The 15190-nt window shown below is 60.4% G+C and carries 17 protein-coding genes; 1 reads left to right on the top strand and 16 read right to left on the bottom strand.

Annotated elements, in window-relative coordinates; translation table 11 throughout:
* Positions 1-247 precede the first annotated feature (247 nt).
* Positions 248-1606, top strand: a complete 1359-nt coding sequence (locus KI236_RS09690) for a sodium-dependent transporter (protein WP_212821514.1) — start codon at positions 248-250, stop codon at positions 1604-1606.
* A gap of 96 nt (positions 1607-1702) precedes the next feature.
* Here the strand turns inward: KI236_RS09690 and KI236_RS09685 are convergent, their stop codons facing one another.
* From KI236_RS09685 to rpmJ, 16 genes are all read right to left on the bottom strand, one after another.
* The gene (locus KI236_RS09685; RefSeq protein WP_212821511.1) at positions 1703-3433 is read right to left on the bottom strand and encodes a cadherin-like beta sandwich domain-containing protein; all 1731 of its coding nucleotides are present in this window, start codon (positions 3431-3433) and stop codon (positions 1703-1705) included.
* Positions 3434-3443: 10 nt separating this feature from the next.
* Positions 3444-5210 (bottom strand): dockerin type I domain-containing protein, encoded by a 1767-nt coding sequence (locus KI236_RS09680; protein ID WP_212821509.1) that lies wholly within the window; start codon positions 5208-5210, stop codon positions 3444-3446.
* Positions 5211-5442: 232 nt separating this feature from the next.
* Positions 5443-6432 (bottom strand): ABC transporter substrate-binding protein, encoded by a 990-nt coding sequence (locus tag KI236_RS09675; protein ID WP_212821507.1) that lies wholly within the window; start codon positions 6430-6432, stop codon positions 5443-5445.
* A complete protein-coding gene (locus tag KI236_RS09670) occupies positions 6429-7244 on the bottom strand; it encodes an ABC transporter permease (protein WP_212821506.1) in 816 nt (271 codons plus the stop codon). Before KI236_RS09670 ends, KI236_RS09675 begins: the two co-directional genes overlap by 4 nt.
* Entirely contained in the window at positions 7237-7992 is a 756-nt protein-coding gene (locus KI236_RS09665; protein WP_212821504.1) for an ABC transporter ATP-binding protein, read from the bottom strand. The genes KI236_RS09670 and KI236_RS09665 overlap by 8 nt, the downstream gene beginning before the upstream one ends.
* Positions 7993-8146: 154 nt before the next feature.
* A complete protein-coding gene (locus KI236_RS09660) occupies positions 8147-8503 on the bottom strand; it encodes a bifunctional adenosylcobinamide kinase/adenosylcobinamide-phosphate guanylyltransferase (protein WP_212821503.1) in 357 nt (118 codons plus the stop codon).
* Between the two features lie 13 nt (positions 8504-8516).
* A complete protein-coding gene (locus tag KI236_RS09655; RefSeq protein WP_212821502.1) occupies positions 8517-9254 on the bottom strand; it encodes an adenosylcobinamide-GDP ribazoletransferase in 738 nt (245 codons plus the stop codon).
* Positions 9251-9790 carry a bifunctional adenosylcobinamide kinase/adenosylcobinamide-phosphate guanylyltransferase gene (locus tag KI236_RS09650; RefSeq protein WP_212821501.1) on the bottom strand — a complete coding sequence of 180 codons (540 nt, stop codon included), beginning with the start codon at positions 9788-9790 and terminating at the stop codon, positions 9251-9253. The genes KI236_RS09655 and KI236_RS09650 overlap by 4 nt, the downstream gene beginning before the upstream one ends.
* Positions 9791-10882: a nicotinate-nucleotide--dimethylbenzimidazole phosphoribosyltransferase gene (gene cobT, locus KI236_RS09645; RefSeq protein WP_212821500.1), complete on the bottom strand. Its 1092-nt coding sequence runs from the start codon at positions 10880-10882 to the stop codon at positions 9791-9793. It abuts the gene before it with no gap.
* Positions 10879-11637, bottom strand: a complete 759-nt coding sequence (locus KI236_RS09640; RefSeq protein ID WP_212821499.1) for a sugar phosphate isomerase/epimerase family protein — start codon at positions 11635-11637, stop codon at positions 10879-10881. Before KI236_RS09640 ends, cobT begins: the two co-directional genes overlap by 4 nt.
* 559 nt (positions 11638-12196) lie before the next feature.
* Positions 12197-12541 (bottom strand): 50S ribosomal protein L17, encoded by a 345-nt coding sequence (gene rplQ, locus KI236_RS09635; protein WP_212821498.1) that lies wholly within the window; start codon positions 12539-12541, stop codon positions 12197-12199.
* Between the two features lie 46 nt (positions 12542-12587).
* The gene (locus KI236_RS09630) at positions 12588-13541 is read right to left on the bottom strand and encodes a DNA-directed RNA polymerase subunit alpha (RefSeq protein ID WP_212821496.1); all 954 of its coding nucleotides are present in this window, start codon (positions 13539-13541) and stop codon (positions 12588-12590) included.
* An 85-nt stretch (positions 13542-13626) separates the two neighbouring features.
* Positions 13627-14229, bottom strand: coding sequence for a 30S ribosomal protein S4 (gene rpsD, locus KI236_RS09625; RefSeq protein WP_212821494.1), 603 nt, complete (start codon positions 14227-14229; stop codon positions 13627-13629).
* Between the two features lie 25 nt (positions 14230-14254).
* A complete protein-coding gene (gene rpsK, locus KI236_RS09620; RefSeq protein ID WP_212821492.1) occupies positions 14255-14656 on the bottom strand; it encodes a 30S ribosomal protein S11 in 402 nt (133 codons plus the stop codon).
* Positions 14657-14672: 16 nt separating this feature from the next.
* Complete coding sequence (gene rpsM, locus KI236_RS09615) at positions 14673-15041, bottom strand: 30S ribosomal protein S13 (protein ID WP_212821490.1); 369 nt, start codon at positions 15039-15041, stop codon at positions 14673-14675.
* Between the two features lie 26 nt (positions 15042-15067).
* Entirely contained in the window at positions 15068-15181 is a 114-nt protein-coding gene (gene rpmJ, locus KI236_RS09610; protein ID WP_014116882.1) for a 50S ribosomal protein L36, read from the bottom strand.
* Between the last annotated feature and the right edge of the window lie 9 nt (positions 15182-15190).

Below are 15190 nucleotides of genomic sequence, written 5' to 3'. Positions count from 1 at the left end.
TTGGGTAGCCCCTGTTTTGCTTTTTCCGGGGAAAGGGGCTGCCTCGGACAGCGGGGCAGATCGTGCCGGGTTTCGGGCTCGTTTTCGTTGTTTTCGCTAATTTCAGGGCGATTTTATCAGCGTTTTCCCGATTTGCAAAAACTTGACAAAGATGAATTTTCTCCCTATGATACTATTGTTATACTATTTTAGCGGGCTCTTAACATGATCCCCTGCAGCGCCCGCCCGAAAACAGGAGAGAAACATCGTGGAAAGAGAATCTTTTAAGTCAAGACTGGGCTTCCTGCTGGTGAGCGCCGGGTGCGCCATCGGCATCGGCAATGTGTGGCGCTTCCCCTTCGTGGCGGGGCAGAACGGCGGCGGATTTTTCGTGCTGATCTACCTGATCATGCTGGTGGTGCTGGGCCTGCCGGTGCTGACCATGGAGCTGGGCGTGGGCCGCGCCAGCCGCAAGAGCGCGGTGCTGGGCTACAAGGCCCTGGAAAAGCCCGGCAGCAAGTGGCACATACACGGCTGGTTCGCCATTCTCGGCTGCTACCTGCTGATGATGTACTACACCACCGTATCCGGCTGGATGCTGGACTACTTCTTCAAGTTCGCCACGGGCACCTTTGCCCACGGCATGAGCAGCGAGGCCAATGCCAAGGTCTTTACCGATATGCTGGCCAACCCTATGGAAATGGGCCTGTGGATGGCCATTACGGTGGCGGCAGGGGTGCTGGTGTGCAGCATCGGGCTGCGCAAGGGTCTGGAGCGGGTCAGCAAGGTAATGATGACGGCGCTGCTGGTGCTGATCGTGGTGCTGGCCATTCACAGCTTCACCCTCTCCGGCGCCCGGGAGGGCATTGCCTTCTATCTGGTGCCCAACATGGACAATGTACGCTCCGTGGGCCTGGGCAATGTTATTGCCGCGGCTATGAACCAGGCCTTCTTCACCCTGAGCCTGGGCATTTCCGCCATGGAGATCTTCGGCAGCTACATGAGCAAGGACCACACCCTTCTCAGCGAGGGCGCCCGTATCTGCGGACTGGACACCTTTGTGGCCATTATGGCGGGCCTTATCATCTTCCCCGCCTGCTTCAGCTATGGCGTGGAGGTAGACTCCGGGCCCAACCTGATCTTTATTACCCTGCCCAGCGTGTTCACCAACATGGCCGGGGGCCGGGTCTGGGGGGCACTGTTCTTCCTGTTTATGACCTTCGCCTCCTTCTCCACGGTCATTGCGGTCATTGAAAACATCATGTCCTCGTGCATGGATCTGTTCGGCTGGAGCCGCAAGAAGGCCGCCGTGGTAAACGGCGCTCTCATTCTCATCGCCAGCATTCCCTGTGTGCTGGGCTACAATGTGCTCAGCGGCTTCCACCCCATCGGCGGCCGGGATGTGCTGGACAGCGAGGATTTCCTGGTCAGCAGCATTCTGCTGCCTCTGGGGTCGCTGGTATACCTGCTCTTCTGCGTGACCCGCTGGGGCTGGGGCTTCAAAAACTACCAGGCTGAGGCCAACACCGGCAAGGGCATGAAGGTGGCCGGGTGGATGCGGTGGCTGTTTATGATCGTGCTGCCCATTATGATTCTGGCGATTTTCGTTATCGGGCTGATGGGATAAAAGCAGAATATGCCCGCTTGCACGCGGTAAACTCGAGACCTTTTTATACAAAAACCACCTGGCGTATCCGATGATGCGCCAGGTGGTTTTTTGATTTTACAGGTCCCGGATGTCTTGCAGAAGCTCATCCAGGGGCAGCTTTCGCAGGGTGTCCTCCAGGGACTTATCCTCGGTGGGGGCCTCCTCCGGCTGGGCCGGGGGTGCTTCCTCCGGGACAGAGGTTTCCTCCGGGGTGGGGGCAGGCTCTGAGGTGGAGGCTGCCTCCGGGGTCACAGGCTCCGGGACTTCCGGGGCGGCAGGCTCGGCAGCGGGAACGACTTCCTCTTCGGAAGTCTCCGGCTCCTGGGCAGCGGGCCCAGCTTCCTCCCCGGGAACGGGTTCCTCTGCCGGGGCTTCCGCTTCCTCCTCCGGGGCAGGCGTCGCTTCCTCCACAGGGCTCTCCTCCGGGGTCTGTGTTTCCTCCGGCAGGGCCTCGGGAGCGGCTTCTTCGGCGGGCTCCGTCTGCTTAGATGCAAGGGCCCGGAGCTTCCGCCCGCGGCTGCCGGAGACGCAGGCAAAGACGAGCATCAAAATCAGCAGCAGCGCCGCTGCGCCGCCGGCGATGTACACATACAGCATGGGCACGGCCAGGGTTTCGCCGCTGTCGGTAAACACCGCGCCGCTGAAGCGCTGGAGGGTGGCGTTTTTAGTGTCATAGGTGTAGTAGCCGTATTGGCCGCTGTCATCCATCAGGTAGAGGACCAGGAAATCCGACAGAGCCGCATCCTCATAGCGCCAGCCGGAAAGGGTCTGGGAAAAGGCCTCCACGGTGGCGGCTTTCAGGCCGGGCACCGCGGCTTTCTCCGACGGGATGCCGGTATAAATATAGGTGGCGCCGCCACAGACCAGGGGGAGATAGGGAGACAGAACGCCCTCGGTCCGGGAATAGAGGTAGAACCCGGCCACGCCCTTCTCGTCCACCAGGTAGACCAGGGTGTGCTTGCCGCTGGCATCTACCCAAAGGGGCAGGGTGTCCCCTCCCTGGGAAACAGGCTCGGCGGCGGTAAAGCCCGTGGGCGGGGTGACCCCCTCCACATCCTTCACAACCCCCAGCTTGGCCCCGGAGAAGCTGAGAAACAGCGTGGGGGCCTGGGCCACCTTGGCGGTGACGGTATAGGTCTTGGTATCGCCGTTTTCGGCGGTGACCACCAGGGGAAGCGTATTCTCCCCCTCCTGAAGCGTCAGCTCCCCGTCACCCTGGACGGTGGCGTTGGAGTCGGAGGGCGTGGCGGTGAGCGTGAGCTTCTCGGTGCCCTGGGGCAGGGAGATGGTATACTCGGTCACAGCCGGGTCAAAGGCTGGGGTCAGGGTCCCGGCGCTGACGGTGAGAGCGGAGAGGGCATTGTTGCCGCTCTTGCCCGGGGTGCTGGGGGTGTAGTCCGGCTCGCTGTCGTCAGGGGTGGAAGCGGAGACGATGGACACCGAGGCGCTGCCGGAGGCATCATAGTCCACGCCGGACACGCAGTAGGAGCCGGCGGAGATCCACACGGAGCCGGTGCCGGTGTCATTGGCCCGGAACACGAGTTGGTTGGTGCGGTTATCCCCCTCAAAGCCCATGGGGGCCAGGTCGCCGGACTCCAATGTAAGGTTAGCGGAATAGGCCACGGAATAGGTCCACGCCTCAGACCCGGCAGGCACGGTGATGGTAAAGGCCACGGTACGGCCCACGCTGACGGTGCTCTGTCCGGCGGACACAGACATTCCCGCAGCATAGCTCACCTGCAGGAGGGAGAAAAGCATGACGCACAGCAGCGCAAGGCTCACAAGGGGTTTTTTCAGTAGTTTCATAGGTCACCTATCATTTCTGCACGATGGGCGCAGTGCCCAGGATGTGTTTCTTAATGGCCAGCAGTGAGGTGGCCGCGATCTTGCTGCCGGAGAGCTGGGCAGCGCGGGCATAGGCCCCGGATAGAGTCTGGGTGCCCAGGATGTGCTTCTTCACCGCCAGCAGGTCCGTGGCGGCAATGCGTCCGTCGCCGTTAGCATCGCCATACACCACGCAGGTGTAGGTATAGGTCCCGGCGGCGTCCTGGATGGTCAGCACCTGGCCGGTAGCGACCAGGGCACTGCCCGCAACGGCCTCTCCCCTGGCGGTGACGGTGACGGTGGCATTCTTATTCACCGACTTGATCTGGGAAATCAGGCTCTTAACAGGGGTACCCAGGGTGAAACCAGAGAGGTAGGAATCCGACAGACGCAGGTTCAGCTCATTCACATAGTCATAGCGCTCAGAGGGCTCCGGATTGGGATTGGGCTCAGGTTCAGGTTCGGGTTCGGGCTCCGGGTCCACATATTCGTCCTCGTACCTGGCCGTGGGCAGCTTGGTCACAGCGGGCATATTCTCCAGAATCGGCACGGAGATTATGAGATTAACACCCAGCATATTGTTCTCAGCATAAGACCCATAGGTGTCCCAGCCTCCCATATACGCATAGGTAATGTCTGTGGCGTACTGGTGTTCGAAGGTATTTGTTTTTGAAAAGTTAAAGCGCTGAAGAAACATTGTATTCTGTCCCTTGGCTATGTAACTCCCGGATATAAATTTTGCCCCGCCCAGCAGCGCCTTGTAGCTGGTGTCCCAGCCTTCTTTTTGCGCATATAGAATTCCATTGTAGTTGGGGTCACTGCCGCCGTAGGCGCCGATATTGAAGAAATTATAATATTTTTTTCCGTCGCTGAGGGGGTATCCGGTGGCATTTTTGGTAGCGCCGGTGCCGATCTCGCCCCGGGCCTTCACCGCCAGGTAAATGGGGCTGACATTGGCCTCTTTTCCGGCCTGAATAAATTCGTCGATAAGCTCGTCTGTAGCCCAAACGCAGTCGCCCAGCACCTTTTTCAGCTGGTCACGGGTGATCGCATTGTTGCTGGAAAGCAGCTCAAAGGCAATGCAGGTGCCGTCTGTCAGGTAGGAACGGGGGTCCATGTAATAGGCCACCGTCTCCCGGCTGGCGGCGTACCAGCCCGGCTCAAACTGCCTCCACTCTCCGGTGGAGCTATCGTAAGCGCCGGGGGCCGTGGAGCGCTGGGCGGTGTCATAGGACCAATGCAGCAGCGCCCGGCCCAGGGTGGACTCGTTTTCCAGGGCCTTCTTCCAGTCCAGGCCGGTCTTGTAGGCCACAAAGGTCCACTTGCCGCCGCTGGCGGCGTACAGGGCCCGGAGATAGGGCTGGTAGCTCTTGGGAAAGCCCTGCTCGTCCAGATACTTGCGGTACGCCCGGTCATCACCGATGTAGGTGATGAAGTCGCTGCGCATATAGCCCACCTTGGTGTAGCCCTTGTAGACGAACACGATCTGATACCAGTCGTACCCATCGCTGCCCCGCTGCACGGCAATGACCCGCACATACTGCCCCCGATAGAGCCGGATGGACTTGGAGCCATTGAACAGCACGGTACCGTAGCCGGTGCCGGGGCCGGTGCGGACATTGATCTCGTCGTCGTTAACATAGGCGTCCGTGCCCACGCTGCCCAGCACGGGAATGATCATGCCCGCCAGAAGCAGCAGGACCAGCAGCGCGGAAATGATCTGCTTGACGGTATTCACTTTTGTCACAGAGGCTGTCACAGCGATATTTCATCCTTTCCCAAACAAGTAAAACGCACTTGATGATACTAATACAAAATAAAGATAGCACAAATCGGGATATTTGTCCACAATTTCCGCCGAAAAATGTGGAAAACCTCCGAAAAAGAGCAGTCCCGCCGCCGGGACAGGCCCCGGGCGGCGGGAATTTTTCACAAAAAGCCTCGCAGAGTGCGCCTCCGCAGACGATAAAATTCAAATCCTTTTTGCCAGCTTAGTTGATCGCGTTTTGGGCAAAGGTGTTGTTTACCAGCTCCTCAAAGGGCACCCAATCGCTATGGCGCAGCTCACCGGCCTGCTCCATCACCGTCTCCAGCCGCTCCAGGGCCTGGCGCTCCATCACCGGGGTGGCATTCCAGGCATCGATCTGCCGGTGCCGGGCGGTGACGGCCTCCAGCTCCGCCAGGTCGGTATCCGGGAACTGGTCGCAGATGGCCTCGGCCACCTGCCGGTCCGTGTGCTCCTGCACCCATTTCTGGGCCTTGGCAATGGCGTTTACGAACCGCTGGGCCGTGTCGGCGTTCTTTTCCAGCCAGCTGATGTTGGCAAAATAAGCCGTGTAGGGAATTTCGCCGCTCTCCAGGCCGATGGAGGTGAGCACATAGCCCTGGCCGGCAGCCTCCACCTGGGTGGCCGTGGGCTCAAAGAGGGTCACATAGTCCCCCTGACCGCCGGTGAAGGCCCCGGCCATCATGTTAAACTGCACGGAGGTGTCCACGGTCACATCCACGCCCGGGGTCAGGCCGTTCCGGCGCAGCACATATTCCAGGGTCATCTCCGGCACGCCGCCCTTGCGCCCGCCGATGACGGTCTTGCCCCGCAGGTCCTCCCAGGAGAACTCCCCGTCAGACCGACCCACCAGGAAGGAGCCGTCCCGCTTAGTGAGCTGGGCGATGATCTGTGTGTGGTCCTCCTTGCCCTGATTATATACATAGATGCTGGCCTCGGGCCCTGCCAGGCCGATGTCCGACTGGCCGGAGACAACGGCGGTCATCACCTTGTCGGCCCCGCCGCCGTTTGTAAGCTCCACCTTCAGGCCCTCGGCCTCAAAGAATCCCTGGCTCATGGCCACATACTGGGGCGCATAAAACACCGAGTGGGTCACCTCGTTCAGCCGCACCAGGGTCTGCTCCTTCTTGCCGCAGGCACACAGGGCCGGAACGATCATCAGTGCAGCCAGCAGGAATGCAAGAATCTTTTTCATAGTCCTTTCCCCCAAAAACGATTTAAGATTTTTTCCACCCACAGCACCAGCCGGTACATCACCACCGCCGCCACCGCCAGGATCACCACGCTGGTCATGACCAGATCCATGTTGAACACCTGGGAGCCGTACACGATGAGATACCCCAGTCCGGCCTGCGAGACCAGAAACTCGCCCATGATGACACCCACCCAGGAAAGCCCTACATTCACCTTCAGGGTGGAAAAAAGGGTGGGGGCGTTGGCCGGGAATACCAAAAGCCACAGTATCTGACGGCGGTTGGCTCCCAAAGAGCGCAGCAGCCGAATTTTTTCCTCATCCGTGGAGAGAAACCCCTGGTACATATTCAGTATGGTCACGATCAGGGAGATGGCCAGGGTCATGACGATGATGGCGCCCTGTCCCGCCCCCATCCATACGATGAAAATGGGGCCCAGGGCCGTTTTGGGCAGGGCATTGAGCACCACCAGATACGGGTCTAAGATCCGGGCCAGCTTCCCCGACCACCACATACAGATGGCCACCGCTGTGCCCAGGGCGGTGCCGGAGAGAAAGCCGATGACCGTCTCTCCGCAGGAAACGCCTATGTGCCGCCACAGGTCGCCGCCGCGGCAAAGGGAGACGAAGGTGGCGGCCATGCGGCTGGGACTGCTGATGAGAAAGCCGTCGGACAGGCCCACCCGGCAGCTCAGCTCCCACAGCGCCAGCAGGCCCGCCAGCAGGGCCGCCTGCCACAGCCGCACCTGCCGCTTCTGCCGCCGCACCGCCAGCAGATACGCCTGTCGGCCCGGCGACAGAGAGGGACTATTCATGGTGATCCAGCTCCTTCCAAATGGCCTGAAAATAAGTGTGAAACGCCTCTGTGTCCCGCCACTCCAGAGGGGAAAGCCCCCGAAGCTTTGCAAGGTCGTGGACATTTTTCACCACGGCGGGCCGGGCACTGAGCACGAAAATGCGGTCTGAGAGGCTGATGGCCTCGGAAATATCATGGGTGACCAGAAGCGCGGTCTTGCCCTCCCGGCGGATGATGCGGCTGATGTCCGAGGACACCGAGAGCCGGGTCTGGAAATCCAGCGCCGAAAACGGCTCATCCAGCAGGAGAATTTTCGGCTTGGTGGCCATGGTGCGAATGAGGGCGCAGCGCTGACGCATACCGCCGGAGAGCTGGGCGGGCCGCTTCCGGGCAAAGTCCCACAGGCCGTAGCGCCGCAGAAGGGTGTCGGCGTAGGCCAGGTTTTCCGGGGTCCGCTTGCCCAGCACGGATAGGCCCAGGGTCACATTGTCCCGAATGGTGCGCCAGGGGAAAAGCTGATCCCGCTGGGGCATGAGGCCGATTTTATCAGAGGGGCCGCACACCGCTGCGCCGTCTACCTCCACCGTGCCGGAGGTGAGTCTTTCCAGCCCCGAGATCACAGACAGCAGCGTGGATTTGCCGCAGCCGGAGGGGCCCACCACGCTGCAAAATTCCCCTGGGGCAATGTCCATATCCACCTGCCGCAGAGCCTCCACCTCCCCGTCGGGCGCCTGATAGACAAAGGACGCGCCACGAAGATGAATCATTTGATCTGCCTCCTTTGCTGAGAGGAATGCCTCTCCTGGTCATACTATGCCCGGCCGGGCTCGAGGGTGCGCCCTTCGCAGTCGCCCGCCCAGCAATTCTCCCCAGCAAAAAGCGCCACAGCCGGGATTTCCGGCCGTGGCGTTTTTTCTTTATTCACTTCAGCCTTAGCGACAGTCCGCAGAACACCCGTGTTACGCTGTCTGCCCGGCGGGCCAGGGCGCACACGGTCCGGCCCACCTCCTCCCGCCACAGGCGCTGCACCCTCTCCATAGGCACTACGCCGCAGGACACATCCGTGCAGATCACCACGGCGTCCGCCCGCAGCGGGGGCAGCTCAAAGGGGCGCCCCGCCGCCACTGCGTCATACACCGCCTGCTCCAGATAGCAGAGGCAGCGCCGGGTGGTATCATATCCGTTTTCATAAAAGGCCAGGTCCTCCGCCTCCAGATGAAACCGTTCCCGGGCGTAATCCAGCTTGCCCTGATAGGCCCCGCCGATAATCAGATCCATGGTTTTTCCTCCTTCACAGCAGCAGCGCCGCGCTGCCTGCCAGCTCTGCCAGAGTAATGGCCGCCCCGGAGATGTCCCCGGACATGCCGCCCAAATTCCGCCGCAGCAGCAGTATAACGATCCCCGCGGCAACGGCAGCCGCGAGGGGCGCCAAAATGCCCTGCCCGGGCAGCCATACGCCCAAAGCCACGGCTGCGGCGACCAGAGCCAGGGCCCCTATGGCCGGGGCGGCGCCGTGCTCCATGGACTTATACCCGCTGCTCTCCAGGGGTGCAAACCCCAGCACCGCGGCGGCACTGGCGCCCCGGGCGGCGGCGCACAGAAGCGGCAGCGCCCACAGCTTCCCGCTCTCCACCGGGCAGGACCACACGCTGTACCCGGTCAGGGCCAGCAGCACCAAACAGATGACAGCAAAGGAGCCCACATGGGGATCCTTCAATATCTCGATGCGCCGGGCTCTATCCCGGCGGGATAACACCGCGTCGCTGCAATCCATGAATCCGTCCAAATGGATGAACCCTGTCAGGCACCAGGGTACAGCGGTCATGCACAGGGCAAAAATAGGCCCTGGGGCCGAAATATGCACCAGCAAAAAGCCGATCCCCGCCCAAATAAGCCCCAGCATACCCCCCAAAAAGGGCAGGCACAGGAGCATCTGGCGGTAGCACCCCTCATCCCAGCGGCGCACCGGGTTGGGTATGGCGCAGAACATCCCCCAGCACATGGAAAAGCCTGTAAGCCATTTTTTCATACGGGAATTTCTCCTTTATACACGATCCGCCCGCCGAAGCTCACCTCCGCCACCGTGTCACAGGCGGCAGCCAGGGTCCGGTCGATGTGCGCCAGACCCCGGCGGTAGGCCTCGGTGAGTTCGTCGTAGGGCAGGGCATCGGAATAGATGTAGTCGCTGACAAATACGATGTGTCGCAGGCGGCCCGCCAGGGCTATAAGCTCCCGGGCCACCCGCGCCGGAGCGGTCAGGTCTACGGACCCGTCCGGGCGGAACATCTCGTTAGAGAGCAGGGCCGTGACGCTATCCAGCAGGTAGCTGCCCTCCGGGTCCGCGTCCTGAAGTCCCTTTTCCAGAGACAGGCCGCATTCGACCGTTTGGAAGCCCAGCCCCGCCCGGCTCTCTACATGGCGGGCAATCCGGGCCCGATCCTCCTCGTCGTGGGGGATCATGGTGGCCAGATAATACAGCCGGCCCGGCTGGCTCAAATGCACGGCGATCTGCTCCGCCAGGGTGGATTTCCCGTTTTTGCAGCCGCCGGAGAGGAACACGGTCATTCAGAAACAGTCCTTTCCGCGAATTTCGTTCAAGTAGCTGTCGTCAATGGCGGCACCCTCAAAGGTGGCCATGCCCCGGGCGGCAGCGCAGGCGGCCTCCAAGACCCGAAAGGCTATCGGACAGCCGCTGCCCTCCCCCAGGCGCATCCCCAGATGCAACCACGGAGCCAGGCCCAGCTCCTCTATGGCGGCGGTATAGCCTACCTCCCGGGACAGGTGGGAAGCAAAGAGATAGTCTCCCACGGCAGGACACAGGCGGTAGGCGCACAGGGCCGCCACAACGGAGATGAACCCGTCAATGACCGCCGGGAGGCCATACCGTCCTGCGCCCAAAAACACGCCGCACATGGCCGCTAAGTCCAATCCGCCCACCTTACTTAAAACATCCAGGGCGTCGTTTTTATCGGGCCTATGCAGGGCTAAGGCCCGGGTAATGACCTGCTTTTTCCGCAGGAAGCCCGCATCGGTCATGCCGCCTCCCCGGCCCGTAACCGCCTCCACAGGCAGCCCCGTCAGGGCAGCCAGCACCGCAGCGGAGGTAGTGGTATTGCCAATGCCCATCTCCCCTACGCCCAAAACGGCCACGCCCTCGGCTTTGGCCCGGCGGGCCAGCTCCATGCCCGTCCAAACAGCTTGGGCAGTCTCCTGCCGTGTCATGGCAGGCTCCCGGCCCAGGTTGCGGGTCCCGGGTCTGATTTTTCGGTTTACAATTTCCGGGCAGTGATATTCGTCGGCGATGCCCACATCCACCACCTGCACCTGGTCGCCAAAGTGGTGGGCCATGGCGCTCATGCCCGTGCAGTGGCGGGTCATATTCACCGCCTGGGCCGCCGTAACGCTTCGGGGCGTGACAGACACCCCTTCCTTCACCACGCCGTTATCCGCGCAGAGGACAATGATACGGCAGGGCGTATAGCCGGGGCACAGGGTCCCGGTAATGCCGCACAGGCGAATGTAGATATTTTCCAGTTCTCCCAGACTGCCGGGGGGCTTGGCCAGGGTGCCCTGGTACACGGCGGCCCGGGCCATAGCGCCTTCGTCGGCGGGTGTGATAAGGGTCAGCTCCCGGCGGAGCATTTCTTCGTAATTCATAGCTTCAAAAATCCTTTTTCCAGCAGCCAGGTCACATTTCCCCCGGCCTCCAGGGTCTCCAGTGTGTAGGTCAGGCTCGTGTCCTCAGACAGCAGCTCCAGGACTTCCTCCATGGGCACAGTACCCCGCTCCAGGGGATCGTGAAGGTCCCAGCCTCCGGCGTTGTTGTGCAGGTGCAGGTGCGACAGCCAGGGACGGCATCGCTCCACCCACTCCTCCACCGGAGTGAGGGACAGCTCCGCATTGGCATGGCCCACATCCAGGCACAGCCGCAGGCGAGGGTCATTCACCTGGCGGACGATGTCCACCAGCATCTGCGGAGAGGGCTCCATGACATTCTCCAGGCACAGGACCATTTGCTCCGGGATCTGCGTCAAAAAGTCGCGCCAAAACTCCACCGATTTTTCCACAAACCACACCGGAAAATACACCCGGGGAATAAATCCCGAGTGAACCACCAGCTTGCGGCAGCCCCAGCCCTGCGCCGCCTGCACCGCTTGGGCATACCGGTGCCGGGACAGCTCCAATGCCAAGGGGTCAATAGCCGCCGGGCAAAGCTCATTGAACGGGGCGTGGAAAGTAAAACGGTCCGCCGCCTGTCGGTGTCCGGCTACGGCGCTGACCACCTCCGGCGTGGGGGCGTCCAGATTGGCGGCGGTACAGTATTCCGCGATCTCCAAACCCAGGCCGTAGCGGGCGGCGGCTTCGTCGCAACCGGCGGCCACGGTGGAAATATATAGCTGCCTACGGTCCATGGCTCCGTGCCCCTTCCCAAAAAAATATAGCCCGTCCGATCGGCGAGCCGATGGAAAAAGTATAGCACGGCGGGGCAGAAATGTAAAGGCGGGGGAAATAACGTGAAAGCGGAAAGGGGAAACGGAATAAAGGCTTCCTTTATGTAGGGGGGCAAGGGGACGGAGATGCGGATTGCCACGACCAGTTTGCGAACTGGTCTCGCAATGACACCGTTTACAAGAAGTGCGGTACAAGGCCGGGCGGCGGGCTGAGGGCAGCCCGCCCTGCAAGTTTGATTTTGTACGGAGAGACGGGCGGGGTAGAACCCCGTCCCTACGGAGGGGGCATGGGGTGCGGGGGAGGCGGGACGATGTGGGCATCGGCCCCTACGGAGGGGTTACAGGGAGTGCGGTAGTTGGCAGGCGTCCGCAAGGGCCGGCCCTACGGAATGGATTGTAGGGACGGACGACTCTGTCCGCCCGGTGCATAGTTTTTCCGTTTAGGGGCGACCCACATAAAAAAAGCCCTTTGCTATGACGCAGGCATCATAGCAAAGGGCTTTTTTATTTTGGACTGCGCTTACTTGACCAGCTCGATGATGGCGGTCTCGGCTGCATCGCCGCGGCGGACGCCGGTGCGAACAATGCGGGTATAGCCGCCGTTGCGCTCTGCATATTCAGGAGCGATTTCCTTGAACAGCTTGTGCGCCACATCCTCTCTGGTGATGAAGCTCAAAGCCTGACGATAGGCTGCCAGATCACCCTTCTTGCCCAGGGTAATCATCTTTTCAGCCAGGGGCTTGATCTCCTTGGCACGGGTAATGGTGGTTTCCATACGGCCGTTATCCAGAAGATCGGTGACCTGCTGACGGAGCATCGCCATACGCTGATCGGTAGTTTTACCGAGCTTACGAGTTCCGGGCATTTCTGTTTCCTCCTTGTAAGGATCTTACTGCGCGGGGGCGCGCAGGTTAGTTGTTTTCTTCGCCGGCCAGATGCAGACCCATCATGGCCAGTTTGTTGATGACTTCCTCCAGAGACTTGCGTCCCAGGTTGCGGACCTTCATCATTTCATCCTCCGTCTTGGAAATCAGGTCCTCCACGGTGTTGATGTTGGCTCGCTTGAGGCAGTTGAAGCTGCGCACAGACAGGTCCAGCTCCTCAATGGTCATCTGCAGCTGCTTGCTCTGGCTATCGCCGGACTTCTCCACAATGACGGGCTCGCCGCCCACATTTTCGGACAGATCCGTGAACAGAGCAAAGTGGTCGCAGAGGATCTTGGCGCCCAGAGACACAGCATCCCGGGCGGAAATGGTGGAGTCCGTCCATACCTCCAGCGTCAGCTTGTCGAAATCGGACATATTGCCGACACGGGTCTTTTCCACCGTGTAATTGACCTTATACACGGGGGTATAGATGGAGTCGATGGGAATGACGCCGATGACGCCGGGACGCAGAGCCTTATTCCGGTCGGCGGACACATAGCCGCGGCCATGGCTCAAGGTCACTTCCATGCTCAGGGTGGCGCCTACATCCAGGGTTGCGATGTGCAGCTCGGGATTCAGGACCTCCACCTCGCCGTCGGGCTTGATGTCGCCGGCTGTAACTTCACAGGGGCCGGTGGCCTCGATGAAAACGGTCTTTCCACCGTCGCAGTGCAGCTTGGTCAGCAGGCTCTTTATGTTCAGAACGATCTCCGTGACATCCTCTTTTACGCCGGGGATGGTGGAGAACTCATGCTGAACGCCTGCAATCTTGATGCTGGTGGCTGCGGTGCCGGGCAGGGAGGAGAGCAGGATGCGACGCAGGGCGTTGCCCAGAGTCGTTCCGTAACCGCGCTCCAGGGGTTCGATCACATACTTTCCATAGGAAGCATCGCCAGGTGTTTCGATACACTCGATCTGAGGCTTCTCAATTTCGATCATGCAGTACCCTCCTTCATTTCAGTTGGGCGGAGTTGTGGCTCCGCACCGTATTCGGTTCCAGTTCTGGTTGAGGGCTTCGACCCTATTACTTGGAGTACAGCTCGACGATGAGGTGTTCCTCGATAGGCATATCAATGTCATCACGAGCGGGCATCCTGGTTACGGTGCCCTTCAGGGCGTTCTTGTCACGCTCCAGCCAAGTGGGAACGGTGACCAGGGGGGCATCCTCAGCAGTGAAACGCTTGAAAGCCACGGAGGAGCGGCTGCTCTCCTTGACCTCGATGACATCGCCCACACGCACCAGGTAGGAAGGAATGTTGACCTTCTTGCCATTGACGGTGAAGTGAGCGTGGCTCACCAGCTGACGGGCCTCACGGCGAGTCATGGCAAAGCCCAGACGATAGATCACATTGTCCAGACGACGCTCCACCAGGCTCAGCAGGTTCTCGCCGGTCTTGCCGGGCATACCGGTAGCCTTCTCGTAATACATACGGAACTGCTTCTCCAGGATGCCGTAGACGAACTTCACCTTCTGCTTCTCATTGAGCTGGATGGCATACTCGCTCTTCTTCTTTCTCATCTGGCCGCCGGGGTTGCGCTTGGTGTCCTTCTTGGCGTAACCCATGACGGTAGGAGAAATACCCAGCGCCTTGCAACGCTTGGCGATAGGCTGCATATTCTTAGCCATAATCTAATTATCCTCCTTGTTCCGATTACACGCGACGACGCTTGGGGGGGCGGCAGCCATTGTGGGGGATGGGAGTGACATCCTTGATCATGGTCACTTCCAGGCCCACGGCCTGCAGCGCACGGATGGCAGCCTCACGGCCCTGGCCGGGGCCCTTGACAAAGACCTCAACGGTCTTCAGGCCATGCTCCATAGCGGCCTTGGCAGCCGTCTCGGCTGCGCTCTGGGCGGCGAAGGGAGTGGACTTTTTGCTGCCACGGAAACCCAGACCACCGGAGGAGGCCCAGGACAGGGCGTTGCCCTGTGCATCGGTAACAGTTACCATGGTGTTATTGAAGGAAGAACGGATATGGACCTGGCCCTTTTCGACATTCTTCTTTTCACGGCGGCGACGGATAACCTTCTTGCCGGTCTTAGCATTAGCCATATTCTATCTTCCCTCCTTACTTCTTCTTGTTGGCAATGGTCTTCTTGGGACCCTTGCGGGTACGGGCGTTGGTCTTGCTGCGCTGACCGCGGACAGGCAGGCCGCGGCGATGGCGCATACCGCGGTAGCAGCCGATCTCAGTCAGACGCTTGATGTCCAGGGCCACCTGGCGGCGCAGATCGCCCTCCACGGTGTAGCTCTGGTCAATGGCCTCACGGAGCTTGGCCTCATCGGCCTCCGTCAGGTCCTTCACGCGGGTGTCGGGGTTGATGCCTGTTTGCGCCAGGATGTCCTGTGCGCTCTTTCTGCCAATACCATAGATATAGGTCAAACCGATCTCGATTCGCTTATCCTTGGGCAGGTCAATACCGGCAATTCGTGCCATACTCTTAAAGCACCTCCATTTTCTTCTTAGCCCTGTCTCTGCTTATGCTTCGGATTCTCGCAAATGACCATAACACGGCCCTTGCGGCGGATCACTTTGCACTTCTCGCACATGGGCTTCACGGACGGTCTTACTTTCATTTTGATAAA

This window comes from Vescimonas fastidiosa (genome assembly GCF_018326305.1).
Lineage (GTDB): Bacteria > Bacillota > Clostridia > Oscillospirales > Oscillospiraceae > Vescimonas > Vescimonas fastidiosa.
This window is presented reverse-complemented; position numbering and strand designations above follow the sequence as displayed.

What these genes read in the sequence shown, in the direction of transcription:
- KI236_RS09640 (WP_212821499.1), bottom strand. Translation starts at nt 11,637, where the DNA reads ATGGACCGTAGGCAGCTATATATTTCCACCGTGGCCGCCGGTTGCGAC.
- rplQ (WP_212821498.1), bottom strand. Translation starts at nt 12,541, where the DNA reads ATGCCCGGAACTCGTAAGCTCGGTAAAACTACCGATCAGCGTATGGCG.
- KI236_RS09650 (WP_212821501.1), bottom strand. Translation starts at nt 9,790, where the DNA reads ATGACCGTGTTCCTCTCCGGCGGCTGCAAAAACGGGAAATCCACCCTG.
- KI236_RS09675 (WP_212821507.1), bottom strand. Translation starts at nt 6,432, where the DNA reads ATGAAAAAGATTCTTGCATTCCTGCTGGCTGCACTGATGATCGTTCCG.
- rpsD (WP_212821494.1), bottom strand. Translation starts at nt 14,229, where the DNA reads ATGGCTAAGAATATGCAGCCTATCGCCAAGCGTTGCAAGGCGCTGGGT.
- KI236_RS09655 (WP_212821502.1), bottom strand. Translation starts at nt 9,254, where the DNA reads ATGAAAAAATGGCTTACAGGCTTTTCCATGTGCTGGGGGATGTTCTGC.
- KI236_RS09665 (WP_212821504.1), bottom strand. Translation starts at nt 7,992, where the DNA reads ATGATTCATCTTCGTGGCGCGTCCTTTGTCTATCAGGCGCCCGACGGG.
- KI236_RS09670 (WP_212821506.1), bottom strand. Translation starts at nt 7,244, where the DNA reads ATGAATAGTCCCTCTCTGTCGCCGGGCCGACAGGCGTATCTGCTGGCG.
- cobT (WP_212821500.1), bottom strand. Translation starts at nt 10,882, where the DNA reads ATGAATTACGAAGAAATGCTCCGCCGGGAGCTGACCCTTATCACACCC.
- rpsK (WP_212821492.1), bottom strand. Translation starts at nt 14,656, where the DNA reads ATGGCTAATGCTAAGACCGGCAAGAAGGTTATCCGTCGCCGCCGTGAA.
- KI236_RS09685 (WP_212821511.1), bottom strand. Translation starts at nt 3,433, where the DNA reads ATGAAACTACTGAAAAAACCCCTTGTGAGCCTTGCGCTGCTGTGCGTC.
- rpsM (WP_212821490.1), bottom strand. Translation starts at nt 15,041, where the DNA reads ATGGCACGAATTGCCGGTATTGACCTGCCCAAGGATAAGCGAATCGAG.
- rpmJ (WP_014116882.1), bottom strand. Translation starts at nt 15,181, where the DNA reads ATGAAAGTAAGACCGTCCGTGAAGCCCATGTGCGAGAAGTGCAAAGTG.
- KI236_RS09630 (WP_212821496.1), bottom strand. Translation starts at nt 13,541, where the DNA reads ATGATCGAAATTGAGAAGCCTCAGATCGAGTGTATCGAAACACCTGGC.
- KI236_RS09660 (WP_212821503.1), bottom strand. Translation starts at nt 8,503, where the DNA reads ATGGATCTGATTATCGGCGGGGCCTATCAGGGCAAGCTGGATTACGCC.